This window comes from Massilia sp. S19_KUP03_FR1 (assembly GCF_036688685.1).
GTDB lineage: Bacteria > Pseudomonadota > Gammaproteobacteria > Burkholderiales > Burkholderiaceae_D > JALYUM01.
Genome location: NZ_JAQQPS010000009.1, coordinates 1 through 25,354, shown reverse-complemented (window position 1 = coordinate 25,354; position 25,354 = coordinate 1). Strand labels below are relative to the sequence as shown.

At 63.1% G+C, this 25,354-nt stretch carries 23 protein-coding genes; 7 read left to right on the top strand and 16 right to left on the bottom strand.

The features are described from left to right. The first annotated feature begins 99 nt into the window (after positions 1-99). Positions 100-1,644: a propionate catabolism operon regulatory protein PrpR gene (prpR, locus tag V6M87_RS11440; protein WP_332876754.1), complete on the top strand. Its 1,545-nt coding sequence runs from the start codon at positions 100-102 to the stop codon at positions 1,642-1,644. A 201-nt stretch (positions 1,645-1,845) separates the two neighbouring features. On the opposite strand, the gene V6M87_RS11435 is transcribed toward prpR, so the two are convergent. From V6M87_RS11435 to V6M87_RS11410, 6 genes are all read right to left on the bottom strand, one after another. Next, entirely contained in the window at positions 1,846-2,535 is a 690-nt protein-coding gene (locus V6M87_RS11435; protein WP_332876753.1) for a hypothetical protein, read from the bottom strand. A 24-nt stretch (positions 2,536-2,559) separates the two neighbouring features. Next, positions 2,560-3,657 (bottom strand): cell division protein ZapE, encoded by a 1,098-nt coding sequence (gene zapE / locus V6M87_RS11430; RefSeq protein WP_332876752.1) that lies wholly within the window; start codon positions 3,655-3,657, stop codon positions 2,560-2,562. A 67-nt stretch (positions 3,658-3,724) separates the two neighbouring features. Continuing rightward, entirely contained in the window at positions 3,725-5,158 is a 1,434-nt protein-coding gene (gene lpdA / locus V6M87_RS11425; RefSeq protein ID WP_332876751.1) for a dihydrolipoyl dehydrogenase, read from the bottom strand. Positions 5,159-5,300: 142 nt separating this feature from the next. After that, positions 5,301-5,663 (bottom strand): PspC domain-containing protein, encoded by a 363-nt coding sequence (locus tag V6M87_RS11420; protein ID WP_332876750.1) that lies wholly within the window; start codon positions 5,661-5,663, stop codon positions 5,301-5,303. A gap of 58 nt (positions 5,664-5,721) precedes the next feature. Then, the gene (gene odhB / locus V6M87_RS11415) at positions 5,722-6,987 is read right to left on the bottom strand and encodes a 2-oxoglutarate dehydrogenase complex dihydrolipoyllysine-residue succinyltransferase (RefSeq protein WP_332876749.1); all 1,266 of its coding nucleotides are present in this window, start codon (positions 6,985-6,987) and stop codon (positions 5,722-5,724) included. 76 nt (positions 6,988-7,063) lie between these two features. Beyond that, positions 7,064-9,919, bottom strand: coding sequence for a 2-oxoglutarate dehydrogenase E1 component (locus V6M87_RS11410; RefSeq protein ID WP_332876748.1), 2,856 nt, complete (start codon positions 9,917-9,919; stop codon positions 7,064-7,066). A 293-nt stretch (positions 9,920-10,212) separates the two neighbouring features. On the opposite strand from V6M87_RS11410, the gene V6M87_RS11405 reads away from it, so the two are divergent. Genes V6M87_RS11405 through V6M87_RS11385 form a run of 5 tightly spaced genes read left to right on the top strand, consistent with a single transcriptional unit; the run spans position 10,213 to position 14,569 of the window. Further along, positions 10,213-10,875 carry a PepSY-associated TM helix domain-containing protein gene (locus V6M87_RS11405; RefSeq protein ID WP_332876747.1) on the top strand — a complete coding sequence of 221 codons (663 nt, stop codon included), beginning with the start codon at positions 10,213-10,215 and terminating at the stop codon, positions 10,873-10,875. 25 nt (positions 10,876-10,900) lie between these two features. Then, positions 10,901-11,416 (top strand): DUF2271 domain-containing protein, encoded by a 516-nt coding sequence (locus V6M87_RS11400; protein WP_332876746.1) that lies wholly within the window; start codon positions 10,901-10,903, stop codon positions 11,414-11,416. A gap of 35 nt (positions 11,417-11,451) precedes the next feature. Further along, entirely contained in the window at positions 11,452-12,240 is a 789-nt protein-coding gene (locus V6M87_RS11395; RefSeq protein WP_332876745.1) for a DUF4198 domain-containing protein, read from the top strand. Positions 12,241-12,248: 8 nt separating this feature from the next. Next, positions 12,249-13,241 (top strand): FAD:protein FMN transferase, encoded by a 993-nt coding sequence (locus V6M87_RS11390; RefSeq protein WP_332876744.1) that lies wholly within the window; start codon positions 12,249-12,251, stop codon positions 13,239-13,241. Beyond that, positions 13,238-14,569 carry a sulfite reductase subunit alpha gene (locus V6M87_RS11385; RefSeq protein ID WP_332876743.1) on the top strand — a complete coding sequence of 444 codons (1,332 nt, stop codon included), beginning with the start codon at positions 13,238-13,240 and terminating at the stop codon, positions 14,567-14,569. The genes V6M87_RS11390 and V6M87_RS11385 overlap by 4 nt, the downstream gene beginning before the upstream one ends. An 11-nt stretch (positions 14,570-14,580) precedes the next feature. Here V6M87_RS11385 and V6M87_RS11380 read toward each other — a convergent pair whose 3' ends face one another. The 6 genes from V6M87_RS11380 to V6M87_RS11355 all read right to left on the bottom strand — a co-directional run bounded on the left by V6M87_RS11380 (position 14,581) and on the right by V6M87_RS11355 (position 21,703). Continuing rightward, positions 14,581-15,147, bottom strand: coding sequence for a hypothetical protein (locus V6M87_RS11380; protein WP_332876742.1), 567 nt, complete (start codon positions 15,145-15,147; stop codon positions 14,581-14,583). A 91-nt stretch (positions 15,148-15,238) separates the two neighbouring features. Next, positions 15,239-16,711: a phospholipase effector Tle1 domain-containing protein gene (locus tag V6M87_RS11375; RefSeq protein ID WP_332876741.1), complete on the bottom strand. Its 1,473-nt coding sequence runs from the start codon at positions 16,709-16,711 to the stop codon at positions 15,239-15,241. Further along, positions 16,708-17,481, bottom strand: a complete 774-nt coding sequence (locus V6M87_RS11370) for a DUF3304 domain-containing protein (RefSeq protein WP_332876938.1) — start codon at positions 17,479-17,481, stop codon at positions 16,708-16,710. Before V6M87_RS11370 ends, V6M87_RS11375 begins: the two co-directional genes overlap by 4 nt. After that, positions 17,481-18,299 carry a DUF4123 domain-containing protein gene (locus tag V6M87_RS11365; protein WP_332876740.1) on the bottom strand — a complete coding sequence of 273 codons (819 nt, stop codon included), beginning with the start codon at positions 18,297-18,299 and terminating at the stop codon, positions 17,481-17,483. Before V6M87_RS11365 ends, V6M87_RS11370 begins: the two co-directional genes overlap by 1 nt. A gap of 3 nt (positions 18,300-18,302) precedes the next feature. Further along, entirely contained in the window at positions 18,303-21,056 is a 2,754-nt protein-coding gene (locus V6M87_RS11360) for a type VI secretion system Vgr family protein (protein WP_332876739.1), read from the bottom strand. Positions 21,057-21,217: 161 nt separating this feature from the next. Then, complete coding sequence (locus V6M87_RS11355; protein ID WP_332876738.1) at positions 21,218-21,703, bottom strand: GNAT family N-acetyltransferase; 486 nt, start codon at positions 21,701-21,703, stop codon at positions 21,218-21,220. Between the two features lie 157 nt (positions 21,704-21,860). Here V6M87_RS11355 and V6M87_RS11350 point away from each other — a divergent pair, with 157 nt between their 5' ends. After that, positions 21,861-22,199: a hypothetical protein gene (locus tag V6M87_RS11350; RefSeq protein ID WP_332876737.1), complete on the top strand. Its 339-nt coding sequence runs from the start codon at positions 21,861-21,863 to the stop codon at positions 22,197-22,199. Between the two features lie 3 nt (positions 22,200-22,202). On the opposite strand, the gene V6M87_RS11345 is transcribed toward V6M87_RS11350, so the two are convergent. The 4 genes from V6M87_RS11345 to V6M87_RS11330 form a co-directional block, all read right to left on the bottom strand. Next, a complete protein-coding gene (locus tag V6M87_RS11345; RefSeq protein ID WP_332876736.1) occupies positions 22,203-23,102 on the bottom strand; it encodes an alpha/beta fold hydrolase in 900 nt (299 codons plus the stop codon). Positions 23,103-23,188: 86 nt separating this feature from the next. After that, a complete protein-coding gene (locus tag V6M87_RS11340; protein WP_332876735.1) occupies positions 23,189-23,503 on the bottom strand; it encodes a hypothetical protein in 315 nt (104 codons plus the stop codon). Between the two features lie 67 nt (positions 23,504-23,570). Continuing rightward, positions 23,571-24,227 carry a response regulator gene (locus tag V6M87_RS11335; RefSeq protein ID WP_332876734.1) on the bottom strand — a complete coding sequence of 219 codons (657 nt, stop codon included), beginning with the start codon at positions 24,225-24,227 and terminating at the stop codon, positions 23,571-23,573. Further along, positions 24,224-25,354 (bottom strand): ATP-binding protein (locus V6M87_RS11330; protein WP_332876733.1); only part of this gene is annotated, 1,131 nt, incomplete at its 5' end. The genes V6M87_RS11335 and V6M87_RS11330, both read right to left, overlap by 4 nt.

Sequence of the window (25,354 nt, the reverse complement as noted above, 5' to 3'; positions counted from 1 at the left end):
TAAAATTTTATCAACGATTTCAGGCACTTGGCGCACGGGTCGTGAACAGGCGACGTTTCATTTTGAAACAGCTGAAACCTTGTGCGTTACAATCGCAACATGCCTGACTCCACCAAACCCGTCATCTGGACCGTCTCGGTCTCCCGCCTGTCCGACCTGTTCCGCGATATCACGCTGGAATACGACCATCTGGCCACCATCGAGCCGATTCACCTCGGCTTCGATGCTGCGGCGCGCCACCTGCGCGAACGGCTCGCCACTGAACGCTGCGACGTCATCATCGCGGCCGGCTCCAACGCCGCCTGGCTGAAAAGCCGCGTCACGGTGCCGGTGGTGGTGGCGAAAGCCAGCGGTTACGACGTGCTGCAGGCACTTGCGCGGGCGCGCCGGGTATCGGACCGCATCGGCATCGTGACCTACCAGTTACCGCTGCCGGAGCTGGCCGATTTTGCCGCCACGTTCGGCTTCGAGCTGGCGCAGCGCACCTACGTCACGGAAGAAGACGCGCGCGCCGCCATCCAGGAACTGAAGGCAGCCGGCGTCGCTGCCATCGTCGGCGCCGGCCTGATCACCGACCTGGCCGAGGAAGCTGGCCTGTCCGGCATTTTCCTGTATTCGGCCGCGTCGATCCGCCAGGCGTTCGACGATGCCCTTGAGGTGGCCCGCGCCAGCCGTGGCGCGCGCGACGGCGCGGTGCGGGCCGCGCGTACGCGGCGTGGCCTGCACGATCTAAGGGGCGACTCGCCGGCCATGGAGCGGCTGCGCCAGTCGGTGGTGCTGTTCGCGCGCTCGCAGGCGACCGTGCTGATCGCCGGCGAAACCGGGACCGGCAAGGAGTTGGTGGCGCAGGCGATCCATCGGGAAGGCCCGCGCGGCCAGGCCAACCGGCCGTTCGTGGCGATCAATTGCGGCGCCATCGCCGAGTCGCTGCTCGAATCCGAATTGTTCGGCCACGAGGAAGGCGCCTTCACCGGTGCGCGCCGCGGCGGCCACGCCGGCCTGTTCGAAGCGGCCCAGCGCGGCACGCTGTTCCTCGACGAGATCGGCGAGATGCCACTGTTGCTGCAGACCAGGCTGCTGCGCGTGCTCGAAGAACGCGAGCTCACGCGTGTGGGCGGCACGCGGCCGGTATCGATCGACGTGCGCGTCATTTGCGCCACCCACTGCGACCTCGACGCGCGCGTGCGCGAGGGGCGCTTCCGGGCCGACCTGTTTTACCGGCTGGCGGTGCTGCGCCTGGCGCTGCCGCCGCTGCGCGAGCGGGCCGGGGATGCGCTGAAACTGCTGGAGTGGTCGCTAAAAACCGCGCTGGCGGCCCTGGGCGCACGGCCGCATCCGAATCTGGCGGCGGAACTGGCGGCGTGCCGCAAACTGTTTGACGGCTATGGCTGGCCGGGCAATGTGCGCGAGGTGCGCAACCTGGCGGAGCGGCTGGCGCTGTTCATGGCGGCGGAACCGTTGCAGGCGCTGACGGGGCAGTTCATCTTGACGGTGGCGCCGGAGCTGGCCGGGTCGGGTGCGCAGGCTGTGGCGCCGACGCTGGCGGAGATCGTGGCGCAGTTCGGGGGCAACCGCGATGCCGCGGCGCGACACCTGGGGATCAGTCGGACGACGCTGTGGAGAAGGTTGCGGGCGGGCGAGTAGCGCCGCTTCGGCTGACGGGTTATAGGTACCGGCCTTCGCCGGTATGACGGTTTTTAGAGTTGAGGTATGAATACCGTTAGCTTAATTTATACCGTTAGACATAAAACCGTCGTACCGGCGCAGGCGTCCTTGCTGCGCAACGACCCCATAACACATCGATAGAAAGGTTAAACCCAAGCCAGACGGGACATGGTCAACAACCTACTGCTTTGCCGCCGCCCTCTTCGCCGCATCTGCCGCCACAGCAGCATCCGCCGCCACCTTCTCGGCCGCCTTGCGCGCGTTGTTCGCCTCCCGCTCCGCCTTGCGCTGCGCGACCGCCTTCTGGCGCGCCGCCGAATCGGCCTTGCGTTGTTCCAGCTCGGCTGCACCGGCCGCGCGCTTCGGCGCATCGGCCTGGGCACGGGCCGCGGCGGCCTGTTCGCGCGCAGCCTGCTTCGCCCTGCGCGCCGCCAGCGAGGACGGCTTCGGTGGCGGCACGGCCGTCACCACTCTCGCTTCGCGCGGCGGCATCAGCGCCAGGTCGGCTTCCTTGGCCGCGAACTCCGCCTCGTTTTTGGCGATCTCGGCGTCGCGCACATCGAGCGCGTTCTGGCGCAGGAAGTGCTGCGCTTCGTTGTCCTGGACCGTGGTGAGGGCAAGCGCGAGCCGGCGCACTTCCTTCGCATCATCGAGGCAATCGTTGACAAAAAAGCGCTTGTAGCACACCACTTCCTGGGCCAGGTAGTCGTTTTCGATGCGCACTTCGGCGGCGGCCGCCGCGACAACGCGGGCATTGGCCTGCTCGACGTTGCGCGATGGCGAAATCGCCGGCTCCGGGTCGAGTACGGGCGCGCTGCCGCAGCCGGCCAGCAGCAGCGCCGGGATCATCAGTAAGGTCGTCAGTTTCATGGTTCTTGTCCTTGTGCTTGTCGGTCAGGCCAGCGAATCCGCTGCCCCGCGCCGTTCGCTCAGCATGTATTCACGCGAGCCCATTTCAATGATACGCGAGACGGTGCGGTGAAATTCATTCGACAGCACGCCCGTCGTGTAGAGCTGCTCCGGCTCCACCGCGGCCGACATCAAGAGCTTGACCTTGTGGTCGTAAAACACGTCGATCAGCCAGGTAAACCGGCGCGCCTCGGACGACATCGACGCCGACATCGCCGGAATCCCGGACAGGATCACGGTGTGAAAGCGGCTGGCCAGTTCCAGGTAATCGTTCTGCGAGCGCGGGCCACCGCACAGGGTCGCAAAATCGAACCAGATGCTGCCGCCGGCGCGCCGCAGCGCGCGAATTTCACGGTGTTCGATATGCACGCGCGGGTCTTCGTCGGTGGTCTCGGCAATCTTGCCCCAGGCGTCGCGCAGTGCTTTGTCGGCAGCAGCGCCGAGCGGGGTGTGGAAGGTTTCCACCTGCTCCAGGGCACGCTTGCGGTAGTCGATGCCGGCGTCGACGTTCATCACATCGAGCTTGTCCTTGAGCAGCGCGATGGTCGGCAGCATGCGGTCGCGGTGCAGGCCATCCGGGTACAGCAGGTCCGGATCGTAGTTCGACGTCATGATGAACGACACGCCATTCTTGAACAGTGCGCCGAGCAGGTTATACAGGATCATCGCATCGGCGATGTCCGACACGTGGAATTCGTCGAAGCAGATCAAGCGGTATTTTTTGGCGATGCGCAGCGCCACCTGGTCGAGCGGATTGGCCACGCCCTTGAGTTCATCGAGCTGGCGGTGCACGTCGCGCATGAATTCGTGGAAGTGCAGGCGCGTCTTGCGCACCACCGGCACGACAGAATAGAACGAATCCATCAAAAACGATTTGCCGCGCCCCACCCCACCCCACAGGTAGACGCCGCGCGGCACATCCGGCCGGTTGATCAGGCGCTTGAAGGTGGACGAACGCTGCGATTTGAAATGCACCCATTCATCGTAGGCCTGCTGCAGGCGGTCGACGGCGCGGTGCTGGGCCGGATCGGATTTGAAGCCGCGCTCGATCAGCGCATGCTGGTAAAACTCTTGAACGTTCATGGGCACACAATACAAAAAAAGCCGGCACGCCACGAAGGACGCACCGGCCGGTGAAGCTGAAGACAAATTAGAAATTCAAGGAACGCTTGTCGACTGCCAATGCGGCTTCCTTGGTCGCTTCCGACAACGACGGGTGCGCGTGGCAGATGCGCGCGATGTCTTCCGACGACGCACGGAATTCCATCGCAACGACCGCTTCCGAAATCAGCTCGGAGGCCATCGGGCCGACGATGTGGACGCCCAGGATTTCATCGGTGGTCGCGTCAGCCAGGAACTTCACCATGCCGGACGTGTCGCCCAGCGCGCGTGCGCGGCCGTTGGCCAGGAACGGGAAGGTACCGGCTTTATAGGCGATGCCGGCGGCTTTGAGCTGCTGCTCGGTCTGGCCAACCCACGCGATTTCCGGCGAGGTGTAGATCACCCAAGGAATCGTGTTGAAGTTGACGTGGCCGTGCTGGCCAGCGATACGCTCGGCCACTGCCACGCCTTCTTCTTCGGCTTTGTGCGCCAGCATCGGGCCGCGCACCACGTCGCCCACTGCCCAGACGTTCGGCAGGTTGGTCTTGCACTCGCCGTCGACGTTGATGAAGCCACGCTCGTCCAATGCCAGACCAACCACCTCGGCACCCAGACCGATGGTGTTCGGCACGCGTCCGATCGAGATGATCAGGCGGTCGTATTCGGCCTTCTGCGCGGCGCCGGCAGCGTCGGTGTATTCCACGGTGACGCCGTTATCATGCTTGGTGATGGTGCCGATTTTCACGCCAAGGCTGATTTTCAGGCCCTGCTTGGTAAACAGTTTATGTGCTTCTTTGGCGATCTGTTCGTCAACCGCGCCGAGGAAAGTCGGCAGACCTTCCAGCACGGTGACGTCGGCACCGACACGGCGCCAGACGGAGCCCATTTCCAGGCCGATGACGCCGGCGCCGATGACGCCCAGTTTGCCCGGGACCGCATCGATCGCCAGCGCGCCGGTGTTCGAGAGGATGATCTTCTCGTCGAACGGTGCACCCGGCAGTTCACGGGCATTCGAACCCGTGGCCACGATGACGTGCTTGGCCGACAGCGTTGCGGCGCCAGGGCCGGTCACGCTCAAGGTGTAGCCGCCTTCAGCCGCACCGGCGAAGGTCGCGCGGCCGTGGAAGAAGGTGACCTTGTTTTTCTTGAACAGGTACAGGATGCCTTCGTTGTTCTGCTTGACCACCTGGTCTTTGCGCTTCAACATTTGCGGCAGGTTCAGCGTCAGCCCGGCGACATCGATGCCGTGTTCGGCGAACGAATGGCCGGCGTGCTCGAAATGCTCGGACGATTGCAGCAGTGCTTTCGACGGAATGCAGCCGACGTTGGTGCAGGTGCCGCCTGGGGCAGGACCGCCCTTGGCGTTGCTCCACTCGTCGACGCAAGCGACGGAAAAGCCCAGTTGCGCTGCGCGGATTGCCGCGATGTAGCCGCCTGGGCCGCCACCGATGACGACGACGTCGAAGTTTTTGGTATCACTCATTAAAGTTCCTTATTTTGACGCAGTCAACCGTCCCCGCGAAGGCGGGGATCCATGCCACGCATGCGTTTGTGGTCAAGCTCGCGTGCTATGGGTCCCCGCCTGCGCGGGGATGACGGTTTTGCGTGCGTCGTATTTTTATACGTTAGCGTTCTGCAGGCGTGCTTTGGATCCCCGACTCCTCGGGTACAAAAACCCACAACAGCACATAAATCAGGATGCCCACGCCGTAAGTCACACCGAACAGCGCAAACACCAGCCGCCAGATCCAGGCATCGATGCCGGACGCCACTGCAATCCCGCCGCATACCCCGCCCAACCAGCGGTCGGTGCGCGAACGGCGCAGTCGGGAGAATTCGGCGGTGATGCTGCCATCGCCGATGGTCTTGTTCAGGTTCACGGTCGAACCTGCCAGGACCTTCTCCTTGGCGCGGATGAACTCGCTGTCGGTCAGCGCGCCGGCCAGGTGCAATTCGTGCAAACGCTTGATTTCATCGGAGACATTCATGATCATCCCTCCACTAAAGAGTGTTTGCACGCGCTACCTGCGCGCGCGTGCCAATTGATTACAAGTCCAGCAGCAGGCGTGCCGGATCTTCCAGCGTGTCCTTCATCGTGACCAGGCCCAGCACGGCTTCGCGGCCGTCGATGATGCGGTGATCGTACGACATGGCCAGGTAGTTCATCGGACGAACCACGACTTGACCGTTTTCGACGACAGCACGGTCCTTGGTCGCGTGCACGCCCAAGATGGCCGACTGTGGCGGGTTGATGATCGGGGTCGACATCATCGAACCGAAGGTGCCGCCGTTCGAGATCGAGAAGGTGCCGCCGGTCAGGTCGTCCAGCGTCAGCTTGCCTTCTTTGGCTTTCACGCCGAATTCGCCGATTTTCTTTTCGATCTCGGCAATGCTCATCTGGTCGGCATTGCGCAGGATAGGCACCACCAGGCCGCGTGGCGAACCGACCGCGATACCGATGTCGAAGTAGCCGTGGTAGACGATGTCGTTGCCGTCGACCGATGCGTTGATGATCGGGTATTTCTTCAGCGCGGCAACCGCAGCCTTGACGAAGAAGGACATGAAGCCCAGCTTGACGCCGTGCTCTTTCTCGAACTTGTCCTTGTACTTGTTGCGCAGGTCGATCACCGGCTGCATGTTCACTTCATTGAACGTGGTCAGAATCGCGTTGGTCGACTGCGATTGCAGCAGGCGCTCGGCGATACGGGCACGCAGGCGGCTCATCGGCACGCGCTCTTCCGGACGGTCGCCCAGGTTTTGCACGATTGCGGCCGACACTTGTTGCAGTGCTGGCTTGGCTGGTGCTGGTGCCAATGGGGCGGGAGCTGCCGGTTTCGGTGCTGCCACGGCGCCGAGGGCGTCGCCCTTGGTCACACGGCCGTCGCGGCCGCTGCCGGCCACGTCGGTGGCGCTCATATTGTTGTCAGCCAGGATCTTCGCGGCAGCAGGCATCGCCACACCGGCCATCGAACCGCCAGTGGCGGCAGGGCTGGACTGTGGTGCAGCAGCAGTGGCAGGCGACGGTGCAACTTGCACCGAGCTCACTTGAATCGGGCTGACCTGGGCTGATGCTTCGGTGTCGATGATGGCGATGACTTCGCCAGCCACCACGGTCGCGCCGTCGCCTTTGAGCAGTTGCACGATCACGCCAGCGACCGGGGCCGGCAGTTCCAGGACCACCTTGTCGGTTTCGATGTCGATCATGTTTTCGTCGCGGCCGACCGGCTCGCCGACTTTTTTATGCCAGGACAACAGGGTCGCTTCTGCAACCGATTCCGACAACTGGGGGACCTTGACTTCGATTTGTGCCATTAATAACTCCGTTTATATTCTTTGTGCGAGAAAGCAGAAGCACGCCGGCAAATGCGCGGCGTGCTTTACATCGTGATTACTTCGTCAGGATGAAACCCTTGAGCTTGGAGAACGCCGTTTCCAGCAATTCTTTCTGCTGAGCATTGTGCTTGTCGGCATAACCGACTGCAGGCGCAGCCGAGGCCGGGCGACCGGCATAGGCCAGCTTCTGGCCCGCTTCCATGCTCTCGAACAGGTTGTGCTGGATCTGGAACCATGCACCCTGGTTTTGCGGCTCGTCCTGCGCCCACACGATTTCCACCGCGTTCGGGAATTTTTTCAATTCGGCGCCGAACGATTTGTGCGGGAACGGATACAGCTGCTCGACGCGGACGATGGCCGTATCTGTCTGGCCGCGCGTCTTGCGGGTGTTGACCAGGTCGTAGTAGACCTTGCCGGAGCAGGCCACCACGCGCTTGACCTTCGATGCGTCTATTTTGTCGTCGACTTCACCGATGACGGTCTGGAACGCACCCTTGGCGAGATCGGTCAATGGCGAACCGGCATCCTTGTTACGCAGCAGCGACTTCGGCGTCAAAATGACGAGCGGCTTGCGGAACTGGCGCACCATCTGGCGACGCAGCAAGTGGAAGATCTGCGACGCGGAGGTCGGCTGCACCACTTGCATATTGTTGTCGGCGCACAGTTGCAGGAAACGCTCTGGACGGGCGGACGAGTGCTCCGGACCTTGTCCTTCGTAACCGTGCGGCAGCATCATCGTCAGGCCCGACGCGCGGCCCCACTTGACTTCACCGGAGGCGATGAACTGGTCGATGACGACCTGGGCGCCGTTGGCGAAGTCGCCGAACTGGGCTTCCCAGATGGTCAGCGTGTTTGGTTCAGCGGTCGAGTAGCCGTATTCGAAGGCCAGGACGGCTTCTTCGGACAGGACCGAGTCGATCACCGTGAATGGCGCCTGGTTTTCCGACACGTTGCACAGTGGCACGTAGGTGCCGGCATCCCAACGCTCGCGGTTCTGGTCGTGCAGGACCGCGTGACGGTGCACGAACGTTCCCCGACCGGCATCCTGGCCCGACAGGCGGATGGCGTAGCCGGAGGCGACCAGCGAAGCGTAGGCCAGGTGTTCGCCCATGCCCCAATCGAGGTTCATCTCGCCGCGGCCCATGGTGGCGCGGTCATTGAGCACCTTCTCGACCAGCGAGTGGGCTTTGAAACCTTCCGGCACAACCGTGATTTTCGCGGCCAGGCGCTTCAGTTCCGTCATCGGCACGGCGGTGTCGGCACTGTCGGTCCACTTGCGGTTCAGGAATGGCAGCCAGTCGACGGCGTACTTGTTTTTGAAGTCGGACAGGACCGGATCGACGGTGTGCTTGCCGGCATCCATGGCGTCGCGGAAGGCGGCGACCATTTTATCGCCGAAGTCGGCTTCGGTGACGCCCTGCGCTGCCAGCTTGTCGGCGTACAGCTTGCGCGTGCCCGGGTGCTTGGCAATTTTCTTGTACATCAGCGGCTGGGTCAGCGCTGGCGTGTCCTGCTCGTTGTGGCCCAGTTTGCGGTAGCAAATGATGTCGACCACGACGTCCTTGGCGAACATGACGCGGTAGTCCATGGCGATTTGGGTCGCCAGCACCACGGCTTCAGGATCGTCGCCGTTCACGTGCAGCACCGGCGCTTCGATCATCTTGACGACGTCCGAGCAGTACAGCGTGGAACGGGCGTCGCGCGGATCGGAGGTGGTGAAACCGATCTGGTTGTTGATGACGATGTGCATGGTGCCGCCGGTGCCGTAGCCACGGGTCTGCGCCAGGTTCAGCGTTTCCATGACCACGCCCTGGCCAGCGAAAGCGGCGTCGCCGTGAACCAGGATCGGCAGCACTTGCTTGCCTTCCTTGTCGCCACGACGCTCCATGCGCGCCTTGACCGAACCTTCAACCACCGGGTTGACGATTTCGAGGTGGGACGGATTGAAGGCGAGCGACAGGTGGACCGGGCCGCCCGGGGTCGAGATATCGCTCGAGAAACCCTGGTGGTATTTGACGTCGCCCGATGGCAGGTCGTCGGCGTGCTTGCCTTCGAATTCTTCGAACAGGTCCTGCGGCGATTTGCCGAGGGTGTTGACCAGCACGTTCAGGCGGCCACGGTGGGCCATGCCGATAACGATTTCCTGGACGCCGTTTTCACCGGCGCGCTGGATGGTTTCATCCATCGAGGCGATGAAGGACTCGGAGCCTTCCAGCGAAAAGCGCTTGGCGCCGACGTATTTGGTGTGGAGATAGCGCTCCAGGCCTTCGGCCGCGGTGAGGCGGTCGAGGATGTGCAGCTTTTTCTCTTTGGTGAAGCTCGGGGTCGAACGGATCGATTCGAGCCGTTCCTGCAGCCAGCGCTTTTCTGCCGGATCGCCGATGTACATGAACTCGGCGCCGATCGAACGGCAGTAGGTGTCACGCAGGAAGTTGAGCAGGTCGCGCAGCGAGGCGGTTTCCTGGCCAAAATAGGTATTCGAGATATTGAAGACGACGTCCATGTCGGCGTCGGTGAAACCGTACGAAGCCGGATCGAGTTCCGGGATCGGTGGGCGTTCCTGGCGCTGCAAAGGATCGAGGTTGGCCCAGTGCGAGCCGAGGAAGCGGTAGGCAGCGACCAACTGGGTCACGGCAACGCGTTTGCGGCCCATTTCGACGTCGGCCGAGGCGGTCACGACACGGATCGGGCCGGCTTTGGCGCGCTCGGCGAACGAGGCGATGACGGATGCGTGGGCGACGTCGGGCTTGGAGCTGCCGTCGACGGCGGGCACGTGCTGCATCGCGTCGAAGTATTTGCGCCAGTTCTCCGGTACGGAACCAGGATTGTCCAGATAGGACTCGTACAACTCTTCCACGTACGGCGCATTACCGCCGAACAGATAAGAGTTGGCGGTGGATTGTTGCATCATTCTTGCTCACCTTTCTTCGCGCTTCGCGAAATTGGCGGGTTAATCTAACCTTCCGCGACACGGCCTGACCGGTTAGCGGATTGCACTTCTTGACATCAAGTTGTGGGGAAGGACAGTGTTGCAATTCTCTTTACAGACGCAAATCACAGTTGCAACTCACGATCTCTGAACAGCAATTCATTGTAACGCACTATGCGATTCGACAAAACCGACGCATTCAATTTGTTACATTGAAATGATTCTCACCATTCCACCGTTGACCTCGCAAATGATAATGGTTATCATTTGCGTTAATGAAAACACCCGACTACCCCGCTGCGTCCAATGCACCGTCCGCCCTGCCCGGCGCGGGCCGTGCCGTCTGGCTGAAAAACCTGCACCAGTGGCATTGGATCAGCTCCGCCATGTGCCTGATGGCGATGTTGCTGTTCAGCATCACCGGCTTCACGCTGAACCATGCCGCGCAGATCGAGGCGAAGCCGCAAGTGACCAGGCAGAAAGCGGCCTTGCCGCCGGCACTGGCCGACGAATTGCAGAAATTTGCCGAGGCGCACCCGGATAGCCGCGCCCCGCTGTCGACCAGCCTGGCAGCCTGGGCCGAGAAAACCTTCCCGGTCGAGGTGGCCGGCAAGGCCGCCGAATGGAGCGAGGAAGACGCGTATATCGCCCTGCCGCGCCCGGGTGGCGATGCATGGGTGCGCATCGGCGTCGATGGCGCCGAGTACGAAAAAACCGACCGCGGCTGGATTTCCTGGCTGAACGACATGCATAAAGGCCGCAACGCCGGCGCCGTGTGGAGCTGGTTCATCGATATTTTTGCGCTGGCCAGCCTGGTGTTTTGCATCACCGGATTCTTGATTTTGAAGTTCCACGCGGCCAATCGGCCCTCGACCTGGCCGGTGATTGGCTTCGGGATCGTGTTGCCGATCGTGCTGGCGCTGTTATTCGTCCACTGACTTTCACTTTACTACTAGGGTTTACATGAAACTGTCCCATTCGCTCGTCCTCACCCTGCCAGTGCTGTCCGGCTGGGCCACGGCTGCCGACCTGACCGTCAAGTTCGAGATTCCGCAACTGAACGTGGCGGAGTACCACCGCCCTTACGTGGCGATGTGGATCGAACGCGCCGACCAGAGCGTGGCGGCCAACCTGACCGTGTTGTACGACCTGAAAAAGAAAGACAACGGCGGCGCCAAGTGGCTCAAGGACCTGCGCACCTGGTGGCGCAAGGCCGGGCGCGACATGACGGCAATGGATGGCATGAGCGGCGCCACCCGCGCGGCGGGCGAACAGACGATTTCCTTCGGCCCGGCCAAGACCGGCATCGACAAGCTGGCCGCCGGTGACTACAAGCTGGTGGTGGAAGCGTCGCGTGAATCGGGCGGGCGCGAACTGGTGAAAGTGCCGTTCACGTGGCCGGCCAAGGGCGGCAAGATCGCTGCCAGCGCCGCAGGTACGGAAGAACTGGGCAAAGTCGCCCTCAGTATCAATCCTTAATCTTGCCCCTTGAAGGACGCGCCAACATGAAAACAATGAAAAAAACAGTCCTGGCCCTCGTGCTGGCGAGCATCGCCGCCGGCGCTTCCGCGCACAAGCCATGGATCATGCCGACCAACACCTTCATCGAGGCGAAGGAAGTCACCGTCACGATCGACGGCGCCATTTCCGACCAGTTGTTCGAGTTCGACACCAACACCATGAAATTCGACGGCGCCATGGTCACCGACCCGGATGGTGCGGTGACGGCCATTCCGGCCCCCACTTCAAGCCGTTTCCGCAGCAGTGTCGACCTGAAACTGCCAAAGGACGGCACCTATAAAGTATCGCTGGTCTCAAGCAACACCATGGGTAGCTACAAGCTGGGCGGCGAAATGAAGCGCTTCCGCAACGAGGCTGACCTGCCGGCTGGCGCCACCGATGTCACGCGCAGCACCAACCACACCCGCATCGAGACGTTTGTGACTGCCAACAAGGCGAGCATGGGCGCCTTCAAACCGAGTGGCGAAGGCCTGGAAATGATCCCGCTGACCAACCCGACCGAACTGCGTACCGGCGAAACGGCGCGCATGCGCTTCACGCTGGACGGCAAGCCGCTGGCCAATCAACCGTTCAGCCTGATTGCCGGTGGCGTGCGCTACCGCGGCGTGCTGGGCGAAATTCGCCTGGTGACCGATGCCAAGGGCGAAGCTGCCATCAAGCTGCCGTCCGCCAACCAGTACTGGCTGGGCACCAGCTACCCGAACGACCAGCGCAAGGGTCCGCCGGAAAATGGCGCGAAACGCTACAGCTACACCGCCACGCTGGCCGTCCTGCCGGAGTAATTAGCCTTTTGCAAAACGTACTCGTCCCCATCGACATCGACCCCACGCCGCCGCGCTTCGGCAGCGTGGTGCGGGAAGTGGCCGGCCTAAGCATGGGAACCAGCTGGTCGGTCAAGGCCGTGGTCGATGCGCCTTGGCCCGACTTGCAGGCTGAACTGGACCAGGTCGTGGCCCAGATGAGCCATTGGGAAGCGGGTTCCGACCTGGGGCGCTTCAACCGCGCCCCGGCCGGCACCTGGCAGACGCTGCCCGCCGAATTCGCGACGGTGATTGCCTATGCGCTGGACGTGTCGCGTGACAGCGGCGGCGCCTACGATCCCTGCGCCGGCGCGCTGGTCAACCTGTGGGGCTTCGGCCCCGAGCGCAGGTTCGATGAGGCCCACTTTTACGCACCCTCGCCGGCCGCCATCGATGCTGTCATGCAGGCGAAACACGCGGTGCAATACGATGCTGCGACGCGCAGGCTGTTCCAGCCGGGCGGCGTGCAGCTCGATTTATCGTCCGTGGCGAAAGGTTTTGCGGTCGACCAGCTGGCGCGCTGCCTGCGCATGCAGGGCGTGCAGCACTATCTGGTGGAAGTGGGCGGCGAATTGCGCGGCGCCGGCGTCAAGCCCGATGGCCAGCCGTGGTGGGTGGCGCTCGAAGGCGTGCCCGATGCCCATGACGCGGATACCGCCAGCGCCACCATCGCCGCGCTGCACGGCCTGGCTCTTGCCACGTCGGGCGACTACCGGCGTTATTTTTCCTATGGCACGCAGCGCGCGTCGCACACGCTCGACCCGCGCACTGGCTATCCGATTACCAATGATGTGGCATCCGTGACCGTATTACACCCCTCCTGCATGGCAGCCGACGCGCTCTCGACCGTCCTCACCGTCCTCGGCGCAGTCGACGGCCTGGCGTTTGCCGAACAGCGCGGCCTGGCTGCGCGCTTCCTGGTGCGCCGACCAGGCGCGCTGGCAGAGATTACCACCAGCGCTTACCGCGCGCTGCTGCGATGATCAGTTTCGAACCGATCCGCCTCGGTGGCGCCGGGCTGCTGCTATTGAGCTACGCCGCGCTGTGCATCGCCAAGCTGCGCCGACCACCTGCCAGGCCGATGCCAAAGGGCGCCGACTGGCTGGTGGTCTACGCCAGCCAGACCGGCAGCGCCGAATTTCTGGCCGGGCGCACGGCCGCGACGCTGACGACCAGCGGGCTGCATGCGCACGCCGTCGACATCGGCAGTGTGGACGCCACCTTGCTGGCCAGTGCCACGCGCGTGCTGTTCATCGTCAGCACCTACGGCGAAGGCGATGCGCCCGACAGCGCCGCCCGTTTCGCCCAGAACATCATGGCTGCCACCCCGGACCTGGCGCACCTGCATTACGGCGTGCTGGCCCTGGGCGACAGCAGCTACACCAACTATTGCGGCTTCGGACGCGGCCTGGACGCCTGGCTGCAGGCGCGCGGCGCCCGGCCGCTGTTCGACCGGATCGACGTCGACAAGGGCGCCCCAGCCGCGATTGCCGACTGGCAGCATCAACTCAGCCACGTGGCCGGCACCAGCGACGCGCCCGACTGGGAAGCGCCGGCATTCGGCAACTGGCGCATCGTCACGCGGCGCCAGTTAAACCCCGGCAGCGCGGGCGCGCCGCTGTTTCACATCGCGCTAAGCCCAAGCGACGCCGCCCTGCCGCACTGGGAAGCCGGCGACCTGGTGCAGATCACGCCGCCGCACGACGCGCACCCGCGCGACTATTCGATCGCGTCGGTGCCGGGCGAAGGTCATCTTGGCTTGATGGTGCGCTTGCACCGCAATGACGACGGCAGCAACGGCGCCGCGTCTGGCTGGCTGTGTGCTGGCGCGCAGGAAGGCGATGTGATTTCGCTGCGCGTGCGCGCGCACCAGCGTTTCCGCCTGAATGGCAATGCCGGCCGGCCGCTGATCCTGATCGGCAATGGTAGTGGGCTGGCCGGCCTGCGTGCCCATTTGAAAGCACGCGTGGATGCAGGCTCGAAAGAGAACTGGCTGATTTTTGGCGAGCGCAGCCCTGCAAATGACGCGCTGTGCGCGGATGAATTGCAGCACTGGCGCCGGAGCGGCGGCCTCGCCGAACTCGACCTGGCCTATTCGCGCGACCCGGCGCGGCCGCGCTATGTGCAGCAGGTCGTCGACGAGCGCGCTGCCGACATTGCCGCCTGGGTGGCGCGCGGTGCGGCCATTTATGTCTGCGGCAGTTTGCAGGGGATGGCCGGCGGGGTGCACGCAGCGCTGGAACAGGCGCTGGGCGCGGATGCGCTGGAGGCACTGGATGTGGCGGGGCGGTATTGCCGCGACGTGTACTGATCCAGCCAGGCTCACGCGACGTTTTCCTGGTCGCCGTCGGCGCTGTCATTTCGAGAAATCAGCACGCTGTCCCAGCCCCCGTAGATTTTTCGGTAACGTAAATAACCACCGCGCGACGAGATGTAATACGCCTCAAACGGCTCGCGACCGCTCGTCGTCATGGTCGGAATTTTCTGGGTGCGGGCGTATTCCTGCGCGGCGGTGCGCTGCTCATCGCTCAAGCCATCCTTCGCGACGGGGCATGGCGTCTTTTGCCGCGCACGCTGTGCGGCCGCGTCCCCGTGGGTGAGTGCGAACCGTCTGTAGAACTCGGCGTTGTCGTTGAGCGCCTGCATTCGCTTGGTATCCCATTTCTTGAGCAGGGCGATCATGTCGGCTTCGTTGTCCGGGTTACCAGGAATGAGCTTGAACCAGGCGCGCGAGTCGTGCACGTACTCATCGAAGAAATGTGCGATCTCGGCTGCGAGACTCGGCCGGGTGTTCCACCAGAGCGCAATTTCCTCCCATTCGTTTTCGTAGTCATTTTCGAACCCTGGCCTTTGCGCTACCGGTCGGAACTTCTTGCCCTTGCTGCCCAACCAGGCACTGAACGCCTTGATTTCGGCTTCAAATTCCCAGTTCGCGCTACGTAAATCATTCTGATCAAATCTACTGGCACGGCCATAGCTCTCAGTTTTCTCCAGCGGTCCCCCCCCCCGTGTGGCGACGAAGAATTCGCCACTGCATGTAATAATTTCCCTGTTCTCGCATAATCGCTGTCAAGGAGCCGATTTTTGTCTTGCAGGCATTAATATAAGCATTGAAGGCGTTGATCGTTTCAGGCGCTACGGCGAACCGTTGTTTTGCGATGTCACTGGCGAGTTCCAGCTTCAGGGGCACACCGGCGAGGCGGGCTGACTGGTACATGAGCAGCAGCGGAATACGGGTCAGCATATCCTTGCCTTCTGGATCCCTACCGCGCCCCTGTTCACCTGGCGCATACCCGCAACCCAGATCCGAATGCACACCGGGCAAGACAATTTCGGTGCAATTTGACGTCGTGACATCGCCGACAGCAAAGATTGAATCCAATGGAAAACTGCGCCGCACTTCATGCGCCGCAACGAGGTGCAGACACGTGATGTTGTCTGGAATGCGGAGGCTCTCCTCGGCGTCGGCCCATGCGCCGTGCCCATCGAACATCTTGCCCAAAACGCTGTTGCCCAATGTATTGCCTGCGCCAATCGATGCAACCGAGTCAAACAACCCCAGAAAATCAAACGCGACGTCAAAGCCGCCCAGAGTCATGGTGTTGCCTCTCCCGCACAATCGGGCGTCCAGCTTGCACAGTGACATGAGCCAGTTCGTGTAGGCCCGGGCCTGTGTCGCACCGCGCGAAAAGCCAAAAATGGAGATATGGATTTTTCGTACGATGCCGGGATCGATCTTGGGAGGACGCCCGGCTTTCTTGTCCGGCCAGTGCTGCTTAACCGCGCAGTGTAGTCGACCAAGCACTTCTTCAAACGCCTGTCTGGTAAGGTGATCCGCACTGCTGTTTTCGTCGTCAGTCACCTCGCCAGGCGCAGGCGTCATCTGCCGACGCCGGCTTTTGTTCAAAACGACGCTCTTCACGAACGATGTCGTTTCTTGTGGTGTAAGCAGCGGGGCTTTCAGAAAGTAGCGATGGACGTTGTTGAGCGCCTGAAGCAAGGCCCATATGATGCGTGCTTCGCCGAGATATCCGGTAGCAGCACCGCGCTGGAGATCGAGTCCCTGTCCACTATCGTTCACGTCCTTGAATGGCGAGGAGACGCCGGGGATATACGTCCTGAAAAAATGCGTATAGCGTGACGGATCGTATTCCCAATCGGTTATTTTTGGCAGAACGTTCGGGACACTCAGTCCGGGATAACAGTCGTACAAGCGAGCGATATTGGAGTGGGTTTTGTTTTTCTCGGCAAGGACGTAGTTGTTCTTTGTTCCATCAAAGAAAAATCCAAAATATAAATTTGTTTTACAGCCAGTTGTTGGGCTACCCACGGAAGGCTGCTCTAATTTTTCAAACCTATTTACTTTGGCACGCTCAGATCCATCAAAAAAATCATTTCGCGCCGATGCATTGCAGAAATTATATTTTAATTCACTACACAGTTTCGCGGTCATGGTCGGTTCGCCTCTAGTAGCTTCAAATTTTCCTTTTCTTCAGCAAGCGATTTATCGAAATCAGCTCGCAGAAATTCCTGGTATTTTTTATCCTTGTAGCCAGCATATCCAAAATTAGCTTTTCGGTCATACCGCTCATTTAGCTCCCACATTCCTTTCGCGGTTTCTTCCGGCGCACTCCGCATTCCTTTAGATAACTCTTGAAGTGCATCAATAGTTCCTTTTGAATTATTGATGTAAATATCGGCGCGCTCTCTGTAATATGCCAATGTCGGCACTGGCCATCCTTTGACTGGCCCGGTCCACTTTGGATGGTCAGGCTGAACATTACTCAGCACAATACTCATTTCACCGTGGGCGGCACGGACCAGCCATAGCTCTTCCGGATTTATGTACTGTGGAATGTCGACCATCTCAGTATTTTTCGTCTTCCGAGCATCGCCCCCTGATGGATTAGGAAAATACAGTTCAAAGTTGAGTTTTACTTTCATCCCTGGCCGCCACTTCTTCGGGAGGCTGTAACAGCACATTGTCCCGCCAGCGGCAAAGCGACCAATTGCCTCACCGCCGCCGAGGTTCGACGGATCGGCCGGGTCTTCCAGTGTGTATTGGAATTCCTCGTCGCTATAATTGACGGCATGGACACTGACGGGTACATCGGAACTGACCGGACTGCCAGGCCTGCCGCAAGCCGATAGCATCGTTGTCAGCAGCAGGCTTGCGATCAACATTTTTTTCAAGGCCAATTTGAAACTGCATACGGGAACCATCACGCTTCTCCTGGCATCAATGTGGCGCGCCATGCCAATGCGGCGGCAGTACCGTCGGTGTCACGAAGACGAACACCGTTGTGCAGGCAGTGGCCACACCAGTCCAGGCAGATGTCCGGATCGAATCGACACAGGCCAGCGACACGTCTGGCGTCGCTGACAAGGCCATATATTTCCGATGGCCGTTGCGCTGGCAATGGGCCGCGGTCTCGCAGCAAGAGAATGGCCTCGTCGACTTCGCTGTCGCCGACCATCGCGGCAAACTGCTTGTGATCGAGGATCGGGCGCTGCGCGAAGTTCTGCGCAATCTCCGGCAGTCCAAGCTCGTTCCAGGTGCCATCCCTGCCAATCCAGGACCAGCGCCGCGCCGGCCCCGCCAGTGAGCCGCGTTGACGCGCCGACAGGGCCGCGAACAAGCCTGGCAGCCTGCGCGTATCGGGAAAACGGAAATTGAAACGCTGACCATCGTTTTCAACAATGCACCAGGCAGCGAGGCGCTGTGCCAGCGTCGCGATGGGTTCAGGCGTCTCGATTGCACTGAGCATGGGCCAGCCGCTGCACTTGCCAAGCGCGCGCCCAAGGCCGACGGGCGGCGGGGAACAGGACACCAGGAACGGCGAGACGGACCGCATTTTTTCCGAGCAGGCCGGCAACTGTTCGAACAGCAGCGAGACAGGCGATACCTTTTCAACTTCACGATAAAAGTCAGGCAGGAAAGCGCCGTCGATGAGCAGGAACAGTTGTCGCCCCTCGGCCAGGCCAGCGTGCTGGCTAGTCAGACGATCCTGCCAGTTCGACGAAAACGGATCGATCAGCATGATTCACTCCACCGTTGTAAAGGCCACGCCAGCCGCCAATGCCTTCTTCAGGCATTCCACACATACCTGGTCCGGCAAGCTGGGCATTGGATAATGCAATTTTGCCGGCCCCACAAAGCTTTTTACGCCAGCATGGATTGTCAACTTGCCCGGACACTGCACCGTAATATTCCCGCCCGCAATCGTGATATTCGCCCCGCCCGCCGTCGACAGGCTGATCGACTTCGCCGCCGCCCAGTCGATGTGCGCATTCGCGCTGATGACATTGACCTCATCGCGCGCCTGTACCGTCAGCGTGTCGGCCTGGGCCTGAAAGTCGATGTCATCCTGCGCGGCGATCAGCTGCATGCCAACGCCGCCCTCGCCCGGTTTTACGGCGCCGCCCAGCATGCCGATGGCCTGGCCCGCATGCACGCGCAGCTGCCCACCGGTGGAAAACTGGGTGTCGGCGCCGCTGAGCAGGAAAACAGCGTCGCCGGTCGCCAGTTGCACATCCTGGCCGGCAACCGCGCCCAGGCCGCCCTGGGCGGAAACGGCGATGATGGGTTGCGCCAGCTTCGGCAGGGGTTCGGCCGCCCCGATCATGGGCGCATCGTCCTTGCCGGAAACTGCCGCGAGCAGCGATTGCAAGGGCGCTTGCGCCACGCCGACCGTCTTGTGCGTGGTCGCCGCGCCATGGAAGCGCTCCGCCATGTTTGATGCTTGCTGCAGCATCGCGACCCCGGCGGCATTTTCCCCAACCGGCTCGCGTGCCTTCGCGCTGTGCGCGATCTTGTAGCTCGTGATCAGCAAGCCAGCACCGGCACGCACTGCGCCATAGGCATCGGTGCGCAACTCGGCGCCCAGCCCGCGGAAACTGCCCCGATAATTGTCGGCCGTGTGGATCAGGTGACCCAGATTGAGCTCGGTCGCCGCACCGGTCGATTTGAGCTGGACCCGCCCCCGCGCATCGGTGTCGTCGAACAGCAACTGGTTGTAGCCGCTGCCACCAAATTCCTTGCTGCGGATGCCCCACTGGGCTGCATCGTTGCGGTGCCCGGTGAACGCGGGCGAGGCGCCGTGCCAGACCGGGCTGCTGGTGCCGGCCAGGTTGCCCTGCGCCACGCGCGCGTGGTCGGTGGAACGGGCAAAGTATTCGGTTTGCCTGAGCCGCACCGTCTTGCCGCCCGGCGTGGCGTAGTGGCCGCCTTCTCCCTGCCCGTTGTACAGCGCGCCAACAATCACCGGCCGGTCGATATTGTTTTCCATGAACTGAACAAACACTTCCTGGCCTATGCGCGGCAGGAATTGCGATTTGGAACCGCCCGCCGCCCGCTGCGCCACACGCACCCAGCAACTGGCCGTTTCGTCCTGCCAGTGAAAACGGATGCGCACCCGGCCCAGCTTGTCGCAATAGATTTCCCTCGCGCCATCCGGACGGCGGCTTCCACCGGGGCCGACCACCAGCGCCGTTTGCGCGCCAATCGCGGTGGGAAGCGGATGCAGCCCCGCCTCTGCGCCGGGCAATTGCGCGCGCCAGGGACGGTCGGCGGGAATGGCGTCGAAACAGTTGGCGTAGCCCGATTGCGTCGCCTGTGCGCACAGCAGCGCCAGCATGTCGGGGTCACGCTGTGGGGCAAATTCTTCCAGGATGTCCGCGAGCGGCTCGAACAGTGCCGCCAGCGCCTGCGTGGCCGACGGCGGCAGGTTATTGATGCCGATGCTGGTCACGCGCGTCACCGTGAAGGCCGGCGCGCGGCCCAGGCGCTTGAGCGGCATGTCGGTGATCGTCACGCGCGTGCCCGCGCGCAAGGTGCGCACGGTTGAGCGGCCCAGCCAGGTCAGCGAGCGCGCTTCCAGCGTTTCCATGTGCAGATCGGCGTAGCGGCGTGCCTGGAAGGCGTCGGCGTAGGCATACGCGCCGGGGTGGTCGAACACTTCCAGCGCCTGCGTATTGGCGCCGTTGGGATAGCGCGATGGCGAGCTGGCCGTGATGTTGTGGCGCCGCTTGTAGTCGGTGCTGAGCACGGTGACAACGGTCGACAGCAGGCTGCGCGTGCTGTGCATGGCCTGCACCGTGTCCTGGCGCTCGCCGGGCCGCGCGCCGTGGTAGCGCACCCCGCCATCAACTGCACTGCTGGGGTCTTCCGGCACCGCGCACAGTTGCGTGCTGTTCGAGAACAGCACACAACAATGGCCATCCTTGTCCTGCTCGAAGCGCCAGCAAAGGCCTTCTTCGGTCAACAGGCGGCGGATGAAATCAAAATCCGATTCGCGGTACTGGCAGCAGTACGTGCGCGCCACGGCATCGTTCATGAAGCGCGCGGTCTCGCTGCTCCAGCGCCAGCGCGCCTGCGGCTGGTAATAGCGGAAGACGTCGTCGATGATTTCGACGACGGTCTTGTTTTCCCACACGCGGCAATTCTGCACCTGTTCCAGGCGCCACATCCACGGCGCAATGCGCAGGCAGTAGCGGGCGAAGCCGCCGTCGCAGGATAACATCGACGCTTCGGTAATAAAACCGCTGAAGCTGGTACGGCTGCGGTCGGCCAGGCTGATGGACAAACTGGCGGGCTGACCCAGCAGCGCTTCCAGGTCGAGATAGGCGCTGGTCGACAGGGCAATCACGTCGCGCACGCCAATTGCCTGGATGGCCTCGTCGGCCAGGAAGGCTTCGACCAGCACGTCGTCGTCGCCGACCGTCAGTGCGTACAGCCTGGTGGTGCTGGAAAAGCGCGCCAGCGACTTGACCAGATCATTTCTTGCAAACGCGTCCATCAAGCGCCCTCACATTTCCGGTTGGAATGGAAGGACCACGATATCGGAGTAAGACCAGTCTCAGGCAGGCTGTGCCCACTGCTTGCGCCAGCTCAAAAGGGCGCGTTGCTTTCTTACGAATTCAGGAAGGGGCTGCGCGATGGACCGGATAATCCGGCCCCTTATTCGAGGAAGCGGTGCATGACGAAGGCATCGACCAGCCCGAGCTCCCGGTGCCGGAATACCTGCGGCAAGGTGCCGACAATGGTGAAGCCGAGGCTCTGCCACAACTTGACCGCCGCGGCATTCGTGCTGACCACGAAATTAAATTGCATGGCCAAAAACCCGGCCTCGAGCGCCTGTTGCAGGCAATGCAGGCCAAGCTGACGCCCGATCCCCCTGCCGCCGGCGCGCGCGGCCACCATGAACGATGCATTCGCGACATGGCCGCCCAGGCCAACCTGGTTGGCAACGAGCTTGTACATCGCCACGACCGCCCCGCCCTCTTCTGCCACGTACGACGTCACGCCGGGACCGAACCAGTACGCGAACGCCTCCGCCTCGCTGGTATCGGCAGTGAAAACATAGGTCGATTCGGACGCCACCACTTCCTGGAAGATGGGCCACATGCCGGAAAAATCGGCGGGGACGGCGCGACGCAGGTGCATGGGGCGACTTTCGCATTGACAGAAGCGTGCCATATTCCCATGGAATGGCCGCGCCCGGCAACCGTGCCCATGTCGCCAAAAATACGCCAGGTCCCGTACACTGGTTACGGATGGCGCCGCTTTGAGCGCGCGCCCGAGACGCCCCGACAGGTGACCTATGAAAAAACTACTTGCATGCACTTTCAGTTGCGCTTTGAGTGTCCATGCGGCCGGCGCGCAGGGCGCCCCGGTGCACCACTGCGCCGCCGCTGCCGCCGGCCAGGCGCAGCGCTTGCTGAGCTTTCATCTCGGCCCGGACCAGCGCATCGAAATCGCCCAGGAAGTCAAAGTGCTGGCGCCGATCCGCAATCCGGCCAACCGGAAGCAGCAGTTCGATGTGCTGGAGGTGTGGGGCAATGTCTACAAGGGCCAGTACCGCATGCATTTCATTTACGCGCAAATGCAGGGCGACTGCGTGCTGATGGGGCAGGAGATCCTGGAGCACGCCAGTCTGTGACCGTCAGCGTGGGCCCAGGAAGGCCTTGGCTTCCGACTGGAAGCGCTGCGGCTGATCCCACATGATGAAGTGGGCGCTGTTGGCAATCCGCTTCAGGGTCACGCCTGCGATCGGCGCGTAGACGCTTTGATAGACCGCGTCGAACTGTTCGGGCGTCATCGGTACGCCCCTGGTCTGGACGTACAGCACGCTCACCGGCACCGTGATCTTGCCCAGTTCCGGACCCAGGTTGGTCAAAAGCAGCTCGTGAAAGGCACGCGTACCGACGTCCGGGTCGCTGGCCAGCACATCGTGCAAGGCCACCGGACGCATCGCCAGATTGTCGACCATGCCGTTGATGGTGACGGCGGCGCTCGCTCTGCGCTGCGCCGGGCTCGCGCTGCGCATGGCAAGCGCGATCCGGTCCGCCACCGCTTCGACCTGCGCCGGCGTGGCGTCCGGCCCGGCAAACATGGCGCCCAGCGCCGGCACCATGTCGACCACCATCAGGCGCGCCAGCGCGTCCGGATGGCGGGCAGCGAGCATCAGGCCGATCGTGCCGCCCATCGAGTGGCCGATCACGGCGGGCCGTTTGAGGCCAGCCTCGCTGAGGTAGCGCGCGATTTCTTCGGCCACCGGCGCGACCACGTCGCCCGCCTTGTTGCCAGCGGCAGGCGCACCACCGAAGCCAGCCAACTGCACCAGGTGGTAGCGGTAACCCGGCATGGCGGCCACGGTCGACGCCCATGCGCGCGGCGAGGAATTCAGACCCGGGATCAACACCACATCCGGGCCGCTGCCTTCAATCTGCACGCTGATCCGGCTTGATGCAAACGGCGCGGCAAACGCGGCCACGGATGGCAGGCAGGCTAACGCCGCGACGGCGGCGCACAAGGTACGGCGTGAAAACGTCATGCGAGTCATGGAGTCTCCCGGGCAGTCGTGAATGTGGAAACCAATAATAACTTGCATTTCGATACCGCAAAAAAAAGAATCTCCTCGCCGGGAAATTACTGCGCATCGGCCCCCTCCGGCAGCGGTGCCGGTGGTTTCGGTGGTTTGGGCGGCTTCGGCGGCCGTGGTGGGGCCGGCGGCGCCAGGGGTTCCTCGGCGGACCCGAGCCGCTGTCGTTGCATGTCCTCGGGCGCTGGTGGCGCTGGTGGCGCCGGCGGTGCCGGCGGTGCGACCGGCGCCACCGGACATGCGCGGCCATTTTCCTGGCAGAGAACGTGTTGCGTTGCCCTGGTTGGCGGCAACGGTGCGGCCGACGCGCGCTGGGCGACAAAGAGGATGGACAGCAAAGCCGGCAAATAAACGGTTTTCATGATGGGACACTCCGTGGTTGGGAACGTCCAGTATCGGCAGCAATTGTGGAGAAACCGTGGACGCTGCCTACACGTCGAGGCGGTAACCCAGCCCGTACAGGGACGTGATCGGCTCCGCGCCAGGCAGCACGGCGGCGAGCTTGCGGCGCAGGTTCTTGATGTGACTGTCGACGGCGCGGTCAGCCGTTTCCAGCTTGTCCTGCGCGGCCAGGTCGAGCAGCTGGGCGCGCGAAAAGACCGTCCCCGGGCGGCGCGCCATCCCGGCCAGAATCGCAAATTCGCTGGGCGTCAAATCCAGCGCCTGGCCGCGCACCAGCACGCGCTGGCCGGCAGCATCGACTGTCAGCAAAGGCTGCACGTAGCCGCTGCGGCGCAGCAGCGCCTTGATGCGCGCCATCAGTTCGCGCGGACTGAACGGTTTGCACAGGTAGTCGTCGGCGCCGGTTTCCAGGCCCAGCAAGCGGTCGATCTCCTCCACCTTCGCGGTTACCATGATGATCGGCAGGGTCGAGAAGGTGCGCACCGCGCGGCAGACCGCTACGCCGTCCAGCCCGGGCAGCATCAGGTCGAGCACCAGGACGTCGGGCGGCTCGGCGCGCACGGCTTGCAGCGCCAGCGCACCGTCACCGAACACGGTGGCGTCATGGCCGGCGGCACGCGCGTAGTCGGCCACCAGCGCGGCCAGTTCCGGCTCGTCCTCGACGATCATCACGCGCGCGCTCATGCCGGCGCGCGCGGCAGCGTGACGGCCACGCGCAGGCCGCCTTGCGGCGCGCTGTCGAAGCGCAGCGTGCCCTGATGTTGCGCCACGATCCGCTGCGACAGCGCCAGGCCGAGGCCCGCACCGCCCAGCGCGCGGCTGCGCGAAGCGTCGACGCGGAAGAAACGCTGGCCCAGCCGTGCCAGGTCGGCCGGCGCCAGACCGGGCGCGCTGTCGTCGACGATGAGGGTGACATGTGAAGCGTCCAGGCTGCCGTGCACATACACCACGCCGCCAGCGGCGGTGTAGCGGCAGCAGTTTTCCAGCACATTCGCCAGCACCTGGCGCAGGGCGTCGGCATCGGCCAGCACCGTCGCGCCGTGCGGGAGCGTATCGACGGCCAGATCCAGGCCCGCCTGCGCGAACCTGGCGCCAAAGGCTTGCGCCTGCTCGCGCGCCAGCGCCGCCAGGTCGAGCGGGGCAAAAACATAATCGGGCACGCCCACGTCCAGCCGCGCCAGCGCATACAGGTCGTCGATCAGCGCGTTCAGCGACAGCACCTGGCGCAGCATCGAGGCCAGCGTGGCCGGGTCGGGCGCGCGCACGCCATCCTGGATCGCTTCGAGCTGCGCGCGCAGCACCGACAGCGGCGTGCGCAATTCGTGCGAGGTATCGGCCACCCATCTGCGCCGTTCGTCTTCGGCCGCGTCGAGCCGGCTGGCCAGGGCATTGAAGCTGGCGGCCAGGTCGCCCAGTTCGTCGCCCCGGTCCTGCGCCAGGCGCACATCGAAGCGGCCCTCGGCCAGCGCCCGCGCGCCCTGTGCCAGCCGGTCGATCGGCTGGCGGAAGTTGGCCGCCAACAGCATGGCGGCGATCGCCGAGAGCGCGATGCTGGCCGCGCCGATGGTCCACAGGCTGCTGCTCAACTGGGCCAGGAAGGCAGTGGCCAGCGCATCGGCGGGACGCGGCGGCTGGCTGACCAGCAGGTAGCCGGCCAGCGCGCCGTTGCTCATGATGCGGCGCCGCGCCGACGGCTCGCGTCCCGGCGCACGCCCGGCCAGATACGCGCCGGCGCCATCGAGCAAGGTGACGCGCCCTTCGAGGCCGGGCGCATCCGGCGGCGCAGGGACCGGCGGCGGCAACGGCGGCGC